The sequence below is a fragment of the Bradyrhizobium diazoefficiens genome, assembly GCF_016616235.1.
Taxonomy (GTDB): Bacteria; Pseudomonadota; Alphaproteobacteria; order Rhizobiales; family Xanthobacteraceae; genus Bradyrhizobium; species Bradyrhizobium diazoefficiens_H.
The window spans coordinates 3,015,824-3,027,221 of sequence record NZ_CP067100.1 but is presented as its reverse complement, the minus strand read 5'-3'; the positions used below and the strand labels follow the sequence as shown (position 1 = coordinate 3,027,221).

The following is an 11,398-nucleotide window of genomic DNA, read 5'->3' as shown; positions in this document are numbered from 1 at the left end:
TTCTGGATTTGCTTCGCTGCGCTCGCAATGACGGACTAGACAGCGAGCGTCGCTCTATCGCCGTTTTCCTCACTTGCTCCGCCGCACGATTGTGACGCCCACGCGTCGATCCAGTGACACGCGCTGAAAAATGCGCGGAAGTATTTTGCGGGAGTCAGACCTCGGCGATCGTCTACATCACGAGGACAGGCGGTGTTCGCGTGCCGCTGTCCGCGAACGCGGTGCGTGAGACGCAATTTGTCGCATGCGGCCGTTCTGCGACCGCAGCAAGCCAGAGACCTTTCGTCCGATGAAATTCTCTCTCCCGATCTCGACAGCTATTCTTGGCGCCGCGGTCACGATCTGTTCGGCCAACGCTTCGGCTGCCGACCTGCCGCCCTATCCGCAAGAAGCGCCCGTCATTCGCGCGCCGGTCTATGGCTGGCAGGGCGCTTATGTCGGCCTGGCCGCGGGCGGGTCGTGGGGACGCAGCAAACATGTCGATCGTGCGACAGGCCTCGACGATACACCCGTGTTCAACGTGAATGGCGGCATGTTCGGCGCGACCGCCGGCTACAATTGGCAGCTGACGAGCTGGATTTTCGGCGCCGAAGGCGATTTGTCATGGACCGGTCAAAAAGGCAGTTCGCATGACAGCGGCCCCGCCGGCAATCCGGACTTCTCGAGTTTCACAAAAATGCAATGGCTCGGCACCCTGCGCGGGCGCGTCGGCTACACGCCCGGAAATTTGCTGCTCTATGCAACGGCGGGTTATGCAGTTGCAGGCGTTGAAGCCGGCATCAAATCGGCCGCAACCGGCACCGTGTTCGACAGCGCCTCGGCGTCGCGATCGGGATGGACCGTCGGCGCGGGCGCCGAATGGGCATTCGGGCCGGCATGGTCGGCGAAAGCCGAATATCTCTATGTGAAACTGGGAGATAGCGGTTTCTCCACGCCTAACCTTGGCGCCGCATTCGATCGCAGTCACGTGTCACTCGACGATCACGTCGTTCGGATCGGCATCAACCACTATTTCAGCGGCCTTCCGATCCAGCATTACTAGAGCATGATCCGGAAGAGCGCGAAAAATTCATGCTCAAACAATGACCTGAAGCGCAATGATGACCATCTCGATCACGATGCGCTTCACGTTCGTTTTCTTGCGAGTGACCATTCGTCACTGCATGAAATTTTGACTCATCAGCGCGCGAACTTTCTGCTATATGCCACGACCAACAGGCGAAGCTTGGCTGCAACGATCCGATTGCATTGAAGCCGATTGCGAACAAGCCGACAGCATGCACAGGGAATTTTGCGCGATGTCTGAGATCACGACTCCATCGTCGGGCGCCCATACGCGGCGTGCCGTCATTTCGAGAGGCCTCGGTGCGGCGGCAGCAGGCGTCGCGGCGAGCGCGATGACGACGCGTTCGGCAAGGGCCGATGGCAAGAGCAGCGGAGCAGCGAATATCGGCAGTGGCAATGCTGCCGCCGGCAACTGCTTCCTGAAAGGCACCCGGATCTCCACGGCGGCGGGCGAGCGAAGGATCGAGGATCTTGTGGTCGGCGATCTCCTGCCGACAGTGTTCGGCGGACTGCGCGCGATCCAATGGATCGGCCGGTTCAGCCGCACCAAGAGCGATCCTGCCAAGCCCTGGGTGAAGAGCGCGCGGCCGGTCCGCATCGCCCGTGATGCGCTTGCGCCCAACGTGCCGCACGCCGACCTCTACGTGACCCAGGGTCATGCCGTGCTCATCGACGGCCTCCTCATCCCGGCGGGCAACCTCGTCAACGGCACGACCATCACGCTCGACGCGGCGGATGAGCATGACGCGCTCGAATTCTTCCACATCAAGCTCGAATCCCACGACGTGATCTACGCCGAGGGCGCGCCCTGCGAGACGCTGCTCCGGGTCGACGAGACGATGAGCAACTTTGCGGACTATCTGCGCAAGCATGGCGAGCAGGACACGCAGGAAGTCCACTGCGCGCCGATCGTCGGTCATGGCCGCCGCAGCGCGATCATGACGAAGGCGCGTCGCCTGGTCTCGCCCTGGCTCGGCCCGCAAAAGGTGGATGTCATCGGCGCCCGCCTCGGCTCGCGCGCGGCCAGCATCCTCTGAGCCCGCGCGCATCGAGCGTCGGCATCGCCGACGATCTCAGGCAGCCGGTGTACCGGCTGCCGTCGCGCGGGTGATCGCGTCCGGCAAAAGTCTCGCCCTGCCTGATCAGCCGCAATTCCAGACGGCACCGATCGGCGTCCGCGTCCAGCACGGACCAAAGCTGCCGCCATTGTAGCGGCCGCCGCCGAAGCCGGGCCGGCCGAAATAGTGCCATTCGCCATCCCAACGGTAATATTGCGGCACAGGGTCGATGTACCAGTGACGCCGGTCGCTGCGCGCAAGGCGCCGCATCGCGTCCTTCTGCTTGTAGAGCGGAATGCTGTTGCTCAGCGGCTGACGGTAGCCTGGCAGAAAGCCGTAGCCATGCCAGACCGGCTTGGGCTGCTTCTTGATGGACTCCGCCGGCGCGGCGGCCGGCAGCAGCGACAGGATAACGGCAACAGATAGACACATCAGGCGCGACATGGGGAAACCATAGACAGGCGATTGGAGCGAGGCCACTCAAATTCGAGTGCAGAATTCCTCGCCGAACACGATGAGTACATAAGACTGCCGATCACGCCCTTCCTGATCAGGAGCGTGATTGTTCACCATAGCAGGTTCCCGAGCGTGATTCAGATCACGCATAATACCATGGTGACGGCCGTCACGGTCCCCGCGCTCGAACGCGGCCAAGCTCCCGCACCACCAATCTCGTATCGAGATCAGTGCCAGAGGAGCACGCCATGTTCCGCCTAAAATCTTTCATAATGACTGCGGGCCTGCTGGGAAGCCTGTTCGGCTTCGCGTGCGGTCCCGTTTCCGCGCAAGTCGCCCCGGTCGAGCCGGCCCCCACCACGCTGCAAGGCCCGGAGCAGCGGGTGGCGCTGGTGATCGGCAATTCCAAATACCAGAACGCCCCGCAGCTGCAAAACCCCGACAATGATGCGCAGTCGATGGCGCAGTTCCTGAACTCGGCCGGTTTCGAAGTCGTTGCTGCGACCGATCTCAGCCAGAACGACATGCTGCGCGTGGTGCAGGACTTTTCCGCCAAAGTGTCCGCGCGCGGTCCGAACACGGTGGCGATGGTCTACTACGCCGGTCACGGCGTGCAGCTCGCCGGCGAGAACTATCTCGTGCCGGTCGATGCCAAGGTCTCCAGCCCGACCGAGCTCGTCAACAATTCGGTGCGCCTGGTCGACGTGATGTCGACGCTGGAGGCGATCCCGAGCCGCATGCGTATCGTCATTCTCGATGCCTGCCGCAACAATCCCTTCCCGAACGTGAATGACGCCGGCCGGGGCCTTGCCATTGTCGACGCGCCGAACGGCTCGATCGTCGGCTATTCCACCGCGCCCGGCGCCGAAGCGCTCGACGGCACGGGCGGCCACAGCCCCTATACACAGGCCTTCCTGAACGTCGCGCGCGAGCCGAACGTGCCGATCGAGCAGCTGTTCAAGCGCGTGCGGCTCGCGGTGAACCAGACCACCAGCGGCGCGCAGATCCCGTGGGAGAGCTCCTCGCTCACGTCCGACTTCACCTTCTTCGGCGACACCGCTGTTGCCGCCAGCCGCGCGCCGGTGAATGCACCCGTCGTGCAGATGGCCTCCAACCTGCCGAGCCGCTCGACCCGCCAGGCCTATGATTATGTCGTGTCCGAGGGACGGCCGGAGTACTATCAGGAGTTCATCCAGATGTATCCGCACGACCCGCTGTGCGACCATATCCGCTGGCTGCTCAATAACCTGCTGATCTCGCAGGCCTGGCACAAGGCGGTGCTCGCGAACTCGCCGCTTGCCTACAAGAGCTTCTACGACAGCTACGGCAACAGCCCCTATGCGCAGGTCGCGCTCAAGCTCCAGGCGGAGCCGAAGCAGATTCCGCTGATGCAGGCGACCAAGTTCCTGGCGCCGCAGAACATCACCCCGAGTTTCAAGATCGGCAATCTCGGCCAGCCCAAATACATGCAGCTGATGCAGCAGGGTAATGGCGGGCCGCAAATGAACGGCAATCTGCCGATCGTGCAGAAGCCGGTCGACGGCAACGTGATCGGCAAGCTCGGCAATGGCGGCCAGATCGTCAATCTGCCGGCGGGCAACAACCAGCCGAACGGCGCGCCCTCGCCAACCCCTGGCAAGATCGTCACCTTGCCTGCGCCGATCAGCACGACCAACAATCATGCCGGCGCCATCGGCAAGATCGTGACGCTGCCCGCGACCAACAACAACACGCCGAACGCCGGCAATGGCAATCCGGGCAAGATCGTCAGCATGCCGGTGAACGTCGGCAAGGGCGGCGCGACTGTCGAGGCGAAGCCGGTCGTCCAGACGCAGAACAACCCGGTCCGCGTCGACAACGGCAACACCGGCATCGTGAAGCTCAACAACAATCCGGTGAACAAGGTGCAGGTCCAGAACAACCAGCAGAACACCCGCCCGCAGTTCAACACGACCAACCGCATGGTCAGCAACGGCAGCAACAACTTCCGCCAGTCGATGAACCAGGCGCCGAGTATGGGCGGCAACAACCATCGCAGCTTCATGCACTGATTGCCGTCAGCCACAAACACGATGAAAGGGCAGAGCGCGAGCGCTCTGCCCTTTCTCATTCCGGCGATACTTGAGGTCGGCTGGGCGAGGTGCCCACCTCTCCCGAAGGGAGAGGTCGGATCGCATCGACAGATGCGATCGGGTGAGGGGCTACAGTTTCACGGAACGCCGCGCCCCCTCACCCGGATTGCTCCGGACGATGCTTCGCATCGCCGAGCGCAATCCGACCTCTCCCCACCGGGGAGAGGTAGACCGAGCTCCCTCGGTCACGCCGTCAATTGGAATCAGGCCACCAGCTCGGCAAACAAATCCGCATCGACATTGCCGCCGGAGAGCACGATGACGACGTTCTTCCCGGCGACGTCGAGGCGTCCCGCGAGCAGCGCGGCAAGTCCCACCGCGCCGCCCGGCTCGACCACGAGCTTCAGCTCGCGATAGGCAAATCCGACGGCGGCACCGACTTCCTTGTCCGACGCGGTCACGCCGCGCGCCAGGAGTTTGCTGTTGATCGCAAACGTCATCTCGCCGGGCATCAGCGCCATCAGCGCATCGCAGATGGTGCGGCCTGCGGGTGGATGCGGCTCGCGATGGCCTGCGGTCAGCGAGATGCCATGATCGTCGAACGCCTCGGGCTCGGCCACCACGATCTCGGCGCGCGGATAGCGCGCCTTCACCGCCGTGGCGACGCCCGCGATCAGGCCGCCGCCGGAGGCCGGGGCCACCACGATGTCGGGGGCAAGGCCGAGGCTCGCCATGTCCTCGGCGATCTCGCGGCCGGCGGTGCCCTGCCCTGCAATCACGTAGGGATCGTCATACGGCTTGACCAGCGTCGCGCCGCGCTTCTCGGCGATGCCGCGCGAGATCGCCTCGCGGTCGTCGCGGTCGCGATCGTACAGCACGACCTCGGCGCCGTAGGATTTGGTGCGCTCGCGCTTAGACAGCGGCGCATCCGCCGGCATTACGATGGTCGCCTGCATGTCGAGGATTTTTGCCGCCGCCGCCACGCCCTGGGCGTGGTTGCCGGAGGAGAACGCGACGACGCCGCCCGCGCGCTTGTCCTGCGGGATCGAGAACACCTTGTTGAAGGCGCCGCGGAACTTGAAGGAGCCGGTGCGCTGAAGCATCTCCGGCTTCAAGAACACCTTGGCGCCGACGCGCTCGTTGAGCACGGGAAAGGACAACAGCGGGGTGCGGATGGCGTAGGGCGCGATGACGCGTGCTGCGGCATCGATGTCGGCAGGGCCGATCGGGAGGAGCTGTTCGGTCATTCGCCAACTTTATCGCGGCCGATGAGGCCGGAGCAAGACACCTCCACGCGAGGATTTTACCCCTTAGGCAACGAAGCGTGCCGGCTCGGCCCCGTTCCGGCCGGGCAGCACGGCGCCGACCGCCTGGATGCTGTCGATAAAGACCCGGGCGGAGGCTTCCCAGGTGTAGTTGGCGGCGAACTCGATGCAGTCCTGCCGAGCGATGCCGAGCGCCGCAAAGCAGGCGTTGCGCAGATCGTGGTCGAGCGCGCCGACCGGAGCATCGCCGATCACGTCGCGCGGGCCCTTCACCGGAAATGCCGCAACCGGCAGGCCGCTTGCGAGCGCCTCGAGCAGGACCAGGCCGAATGTGTCGGTCTTGCTGGGAAATACAAACACGTCGGCGGCGGCATAGATCTCCGCCAGCGCCTCGCCGTGCTTCTCGCCGAGGAAGATCGCGTCAGGATAGGCCTGTTCCAGCGAGGCCCGCGCCGGGCCGTCGCCGACCACGACCTTGGTGCCGGGCAGGTCGAGGTCGAGGAAAGCTTCGAGATTCTTCTCGACCGCGACACGGCCGACTGACAGGAACACCGGTGCCGGCAGGCAGAGATCGATGGCACGCGGATGGAACAACTGCGTGTCGACGCCGCGCGGCCACAGTACGACATTGTCGAAGCCGCGCTCGGTCAATTCGCGGGCGAGCGCGGGCGTTGCCGCCATTACGGCGCGGCTGGGCGCATGGAAGCGGCGCAGCGCCCGCCAGATCAGCGAGCCCGGAACCGGGACGCGGGCGCGAACATATTCGGGAAAGCGGGTGTGGAAGCTGGTCGTGAACGGCAGCTTGCGCTGGCGGCAGTAGCGGCGGACCATCAGGCCGATCGGCCCTTCGGTCGCGATATGAATGCTGTCGGGACGGGCCTCTTCGATCAGCCGCGCGATTCGCGCCGGGCGCGGCATGGCGAGCCGCACATCGCGATAGCTTGGCATCGCAAACGTGCGGAACGATTGCGGCGTCAGGAACGTGAACTCGACGCCAAGACCTTCGATGCTAAGCCCCTTCGCCGCGTCAGCGAGCTTGGTCAGCGTGCGAACCACACCATTGACTTGCGGGTGCCAGGCGTCGGTCGCGACCAGGATCCGCATCAAGCCGCCTCGATTTATGCAGCTCTCGCTGCGACCTGCGGAACTTGTGCCGGCTTCCGCAAGTGATCGGCCCAAGTGATGATCTCGAAATGGCCGTCGTCGTGCTCGACCAGCGCGGTGCAGCTCTCGACCCAGTCACCGCAGTTCATGTAGCGGATGCCGGCCTCGTCGCGGATCACGGCGTAATGGATGTGGCCGCAGATCACGCCGTCGGCGTCATGGCGCCGCGCTTCCGCCGAGAGTGCCTGTTCGAACGCGCCGATATAGTTGACCGCGTTCTTGACCTTCTGCTTGGCCCATTGCGACAGCGACCAATAGGGCACGCCGAACATGCGGCGGAAGAAGTTCACGAACCGATTCATCTGGATCGCGAAGTCGTAGGCCTTGTCGCCGAGATGGGCGAGCCAGCGCGCGTTCTGCACCACGAGGTCGAAGATGTCGCCGTGGATGACGAGATAGCGCTTGCCGTCCGCGCCGGTGTGGACGGTGTTCTCGACGACGTCGATGCCGCCGAAATGCGTGCCGTAATAATTGCGCAGGAACTCGTCGTGATTGCCGGGCACGTAGATGATCTTGGCGCCCTTGCGCGCCTTGCGCAGCAGCTTCTGCACCAGGTCGTTATGCGATTGCGGCCAGTGCCAGCTCGATTTCAGCGCCCAGCCGTCGACGATGTCGCCGACCAGATAGATCGTATCGGCATCGTGGTAGCGCAGAAAGTCGAGCAGAAGGTCGGCTTGAGAACCGCGGGCTCCGAGATGAACGTCGGAGATGAACAACGTGCGAAAGCGCCGCTCCGGGCTTTCGTCACTCACATCGTAACTTCCCATGCGACCGCCCGTAACAATATCCCGTGACAGGGGGATGACGATTGAACCTTTGAGGCACCCTCAAATACGAATCAAATCTTGCCTCGCCCTCCCCGCGAATATCAGCCACATGCGACAATCAGGCGACATGAAGCGGCAGCGGCTTCCGCAAGACCCCGGAACCGAAATCTTGCCCTCCCCTGGAGGGGGAGGGTCGGTTCATGTTGAGCGAAGCGAGACATGAGACGGGGTGGGGTGACGGTCCCTCCGCAACGAACACTGCCCGTGCTGAGAGATCACCCCACCCCGCTCGCGCTTCGCGCGATCGACCCTCCCCTCCAGGGGAGGGTAAACGGCCCGCGTCAGTAATACCTGTGGAAATGGTGGATCGGCCCGTGGCCGTGACCGACGCTGAAGCGGTCGGCGGCCGTGATCGCAGCGCTGATCCATGCCTTGGCGTTGCGCACCGACTGCTCGAGATCCTCGCCCCTGGCGAGCCCCGCTGCGACCGCCGAGGACAGCGAGCAGCCGGTGCCGTGGGTGTTGCCTGTGGCGAGCCGCGGCGCCGCCAGCGCGATCGTTGTCCTGGAATCGACGAGATAGTCGATGCTCTCGGCGCCTTCGCCGTGCCCGCCCTTGATCAGGACCGCGCGGCAGCCGAGCGCGAGCAGACGGCGTCCCTGACCTTCGATGGCGGCCGCGCTTGCCGCGACAGGCTCGCCGAGCAGTGCCGCAGCCTCCGGCAGGTTCGGCGTAATCACCGATGCCAGCGGTATCAGTTTTGTGCGCAGCGCCTCGACGGCCTCAGGCGCCAGCAGGCGATCGCCCGATGTCGCTACCATTACGGGATCGAGCACCATATGGCGCGGCTGCCAGCGCGACAGCGCGGCCGCGATCGCGTCGATGCTGGCGGCCTGCGCCACCATGCCGATCTTCACCGCGCCGACATCGAGATCGGAGAACACCGCGTCGATCTGCGCGGTGACGAAATCGGCCGGCACCGCGTGGATGCCGGTGACGCCCTGCGTGTTCTGCGCCGTCAGCGCCGTGATGGCGGAGGCGCCATAGACGCCGAGCGCGGCAAAGGTCTTCAGGTCCGCCTGGATGCCGGCCCCGCCGCTCGAATCGGAGCCGGCGATGGTGAGCGCGATCGGCGTCGTCATCGCGGGATACGCTGACTTGGAGGCTGACTTGGAGAAAGCACGGCCATGGCCTGTCCTAGCGCGGCCGTGGAACGCCAGCAAGCGTTGCGGGCGGCTGGCCGCCGTAATTCGCTGTGCTGCCCAGGCAGGACGCGAATCAGGCGTAAATGGATTCGGCGCGGCGTGGCACCCCGCAATCGTGCGGGCTTGCAAGATGCAACCGCGAGGTACTCTTGGTAGAGTCTCACCTTCGGCGTGCGTGTCCATGCGTGAGGGGTTGGGCGGCGGGACCCGTCCAACGGCACCAACGATGCGGGCCGCCCCGGCCCGCAAGGCTTGAATGCGAGCTTGGGGTGGAACCATGTGGGCCTTTCTCGAACGTATCCTCGACTCCTCGATGCTCTCGCCGCATGGCATCTGCCTGCTGTGGGAACCCGAGCTGATCTGGCTTCATGTCGTCTCGGACGCGATCATCGCCACCGCCTATTTCTCGATCCCGTTCGCCCTCGCCATTCTCGTCACCAAGCGGCGCGACCTCAAATTCGGCTGGCTCTATTGGGCGTTCGCAATCTTCATCATGGCATGCGGCCTGACCCATGTGCTGTCGATCTACACGCTGTGGGTCCCGATCTACGGCATCGAGGGTCTCGTCAAGGCGGTCACCGCCGTGGCCTCCATCTTCACGGCCGGCGCGCTCTGGCCGCTGCTGCCCAAGATCCTGACGATCCCCTCTCCGTTCGAGCTGCGGAAGGTCCGCGCCGCGCTCGAGGAGGAAGAGATCAAGAGCCGGGACGCGACGCTGCTGCTGAAGCAGGTCGGCGAGGCCCAGCGGGCGATGCGCGAGAGTGTGGTGCGGCTCACTGCGATCGTCGAGACCGCGGTCGACGGGGTCATCCTGTTCGACGCGCAGGACCGCATCCTGCTGTTCAATCCCGCCTGCGAGCGCCTGTTCGGCTATCAGGCCGACGAGGTGATGCACCGGAATGTCAGCATGCTGATGCCCGCGGCGGACGCTGCGCCAGACGGCCATGCGAGGCATTTCGCGACCAGCGGCGAGGCCACCGGCCTGCGCAAGGATGGATCGACCTTTCCGATGGACCTGTCGGTCGGCCAGGTGCGGCAGGACGGCGAACTGAGTTTCGTCGGCATCATCCACGACCTGACCGCGCGCAAGCTGACCGAGCAGCAGCTCCAGCAGGCGCAGAAGATGGAGACGGTCGGTCAGCTCTCCGGCGGCATCGCGCACGACTTCAACAATCTCCTTACCGTCATCATCGGCAACGCCGAGCATTTGAGCGAGCAGCTCAAGCCAAGGCCCGACCTGCGGCGGTTTGCCGACGACATCTGCCTGTCCGGCGAACGCGGCGCCGAGTTGACGCAGCGGCTGCTCGCATTCAGCCGCCGCCAGCTGCTCCAGCCACAGACGATCGATTGCCGCAACCTGCTCGATTCCATGTTCAAGCTGCTCAAGCGCACCTTGCGCGAGGACATCGAGATCAGGACCGGCTCGGGGCCGGGGACGATCCTGGCCTTTGCGGACCGCGCCCAGCTCGAATCTGCCGTGCTGAACCTCGCGCTCAACGCACAGGACGCCATGCCGTCCGGAGGACATCTGACGCTGAGCACGGAGCTCGCTGCGATCGACGACGACTATCGTGCCCTTCATCCCGAAGTCGCCTCCGGCAGCTACGCCATGATCGCAGTCACCGACGACGGCGAAGGCATGACGCCTGAGATCATCGCACGCGCCTTCGAGCCGTTCTTCACCACCAAGGAGGTCGGCAAGGGCTCCGGCCTCGGGCTGAGCATGGTCTATGGTTTCGCCAAGCAATCCGACGGCCATGTCTCGATCTACAGCGAGCAAAGCCTCGGGACGACGGTCCGGATCTACCTGCCGCGCGCCGACGCCGGACCATCCGCGAGCGACCTTGCAGACGCCGAGGAGGCGGCGCCGCGAGGCTACGAGACGATCCTGATCGCCGAGGACGATCCGTTCGTCCGGTCCTCCGCCATTCGCCGGGTGGAAGCCCTCGGCTACAGCGTCGTTGCCGCGGTCAACGGCAAGGAGGCCTTGCAACGGCTGCGCTCCGATCCCGGCATCGACATGCTGTTCACCGATATCGTGATGCCCGGGGGCATGAGCGGCTGGGAGCTCGCCGACCAGGCGCGGCGGATTCGCCCGGGTCTGCCGGTCCTGTTCACCTCGGGCTACGCGCTGGAGACGCTGGTCGAGCAGGGCCGCGCGCATGCGCAAGCGATCGTGCTGACCAAGCCCTATCGCAAGGCCGAGCTCGCACAGCGGCTCAGGGACGCGTTTGCCGCGGCAGCGGTCGCCACCTCCTAAAGCGCGATGAGATTGGGATGAATCGTCATCGCGCTTAGGTTGTTGTTTGAGCATGATCTTTTCGGAAAACCGCTTCACACTTTTCC

At 64.5% G+C, this 11,398-nt stretch carries 9 protein-coding genes; 4 read left to right on the top strand and 5 right to left on the bottom strand.

What is annotated here, in order from left to right:
• The first annotated feature begins 289 nt into the window (after positions 1-289).
• Together JJB99_RS14240 and JJB99_RS14235 are read left to right on the top strand one after the other, a co-directional pair.
• Positions 290-1,042 (top strand): outer membrane protein, encoded by a 753-nt coding sequence (locus JJB99_RS14240; protein WP_200499342.1) that lies wholly within the window; start codon positions 290-292, stop codon positions 1,040-1,042.
• Positions 1,043-1,298: 256 nt separating this feature from the next.
• Positions 1,299-2,102, top strand: a complete 804-nt coding sequence (locus tag JJB99_RS14235) for a Hint domain-containing protein (RefSeq protein WP_246775248.1) — start codon at positions 1,299-1,301, stop codon at positions 2,100-2,102.
• A gap of 105 nt (positions 2,103-2,207) precedes the next feature.
• Here the strand turns inward: JJB99_RS14235 and JJB99_RS14230 are convergent, their stop codons facing one another.
• Positions 2,208-2,567, bottom strand: a complete 360-nt coding sequence (locus JJB99_RS14230; protein WP_200499340.1) for a hypothetical protein — start codon at positions 2,565-2,567, stop codon at positions 2,208-2,210.
• Positions 2,568-2,827: 260 nt separating this feature from the next.
• Here JJB99_RS14230 and JJB99_RS14225 point away from each other — a divergent pair, with 260 nt between their 5' ends.
• A complete protein-coding gene (locus JJB99_RS14225) occupies positions 2,828-4,630 on the top strand; it encodes a caspase family protein (RefSeq protein ID WP_200499339.1) in 1,803 nt (600 codons plus the stop codon).
• Positions 4,631-4,914: 284 nt separating this feature from the next.
• On the opposite strand, the gene JJB99_RS14220 is transcribed toward JJB99_RS14225, so the two are convergent.
• From JJB99_RS14220 to thiD, 4 genes are all read right to left on the bottom strand, one after another.
• The gene (locus JJB99_RS14220) at positions 4,915-5,898 is read right to left on the bottom strand and encodes a threonine/serine dehydratase (protein ID WP_200499338.1); all 984 of its coding nucleotides are present in this window, start codon (positions 5,896-5,898) and stop codon (positions 4,915-4,917) included.
• 63 nt (positions 5,899-5,961) lie between these two features.
• On the bottom strand, positions 5,962-7,020 hold the full coding sequence (locus JJB99_RS14215) for a glycosyltransferase family 4 protein (protein WP_200499337.1): 1,059 nt from the start codon (positions 7,018-7,020) through the stop codon (positions 5,962-5,964).
• 14 nt (positions 7,021-7,034) lie between these two features.
• Positions 7,035-7,847, bottom strand: a complete 813-nt coding sequence (locus tag JJB99_RS14210; RefSeq protein ID WP_200499336.1) for a UDP-2,3-diacylglucosamine diphosphatase — start codon at positions 7,845-7,847, stop codon at positions 7,035-7,037.
• A 341-nt stretch (positions 7,848-8,188) separates the two neighbouring features.
• Positions 8,189-8,989: a bifunctional hydroxymethylpyrimidine kinase/phosphomethylpyrimidine kinase gene (gene thiD, locus JJB99_RS14205; protein ID WP_200499335.1), complete on the bottom strand. Its 801-nt coding sequence runs from the start codon at positions 8,987-8,989 to the stop codon at positions 8,189-8,191.
• Between the two features lie 340 nt (positions 8,990-9,329).
• Between thiD and JJB99_RS14200 the strand changes: the two genes are divergently transcribed.
• A complete protein-coding gene (locus JJB99_RS14200) occupies positions 9,330-11,312 on the top strand; it encodes a PAS domain S-box protein (RefSeq protein ID WP_246775247.1) in 1,983 nt (660 codons plus the stop codon).
• Positions 11,313-11,398: the final 86 nt, after the last annotated feature.

What these genes read in the sequence shown, in the direction of transcription:
- JJB99_RS14235 (WP_246775248.1), top strand. Translation starts at nt 1,299, where the DNA reads ATGTCTGAGATCACGACTCCATCGTCGGGCGCCCATACGCGGCGTGCC.
- thiD (WP_200499335.1), bottom strand. Translation starts at nt 8,989, where the DNA reads ATGACGACGCCGATCGCGCTCACCATCGCCGGCTCCGATTCGAGCGGC.
- JJB99_RS14200 (WP_246775247.1), top strand. Translation starts at nt 9,330, where the DNA reads ATGTGGGCCTTTCTCGAACGTATCCTCGACTCCTCGATGCTCTCGCCG.
- JJB99_RS14210 (WP_200499336.1), bottom strand. Translation starts at nt 7,847, where the DNA reads ATGGGAAGTTACGATGTGAGTGACGAAAGCCCGGAGCGGCGCTTTCGC.
- JJB99_RS14220 (WP_200499338.1), bottom strand. Translation starts at nt 5,898, where the DNA reads ATGACCGAACAGCTCCTCCCGATCGGCCCTGCCGACATCGATGCCGCA.
- JJB99_RS14215 (WP_200499337.1), bottom strand. Translation starts at nt 7,020, where the DNA reads ATGCGGATCCTGGTCGCGACCGACGCCTGGCACCCGCAAGTCAATGGT.
- JJB99_RS14225 (WP_200499339.1), top strand. Translation starts at nt 2,828, where the DNA reads ATGTTCCGCCTAAAATCTTTCATAATGACTGCGGGCCTGCTGGGAAGC.
- JJB99_RS14240 (WP_200499342.1), top strand. Translation starts at nt 290, where the DNA reads ATGAAATTCTCTCTCCCGATCTCGACAGCTATTCTTGGCGCCGCGGTC.
- JJB99_RS14230 (WP_200499340.1), bottom strand. Translation starts at nt 2,567, where the DNA reads ATGTCGCGCCTGATGTGTCTATCTGTTGCCGTTATCCTGTCGCTGCTG.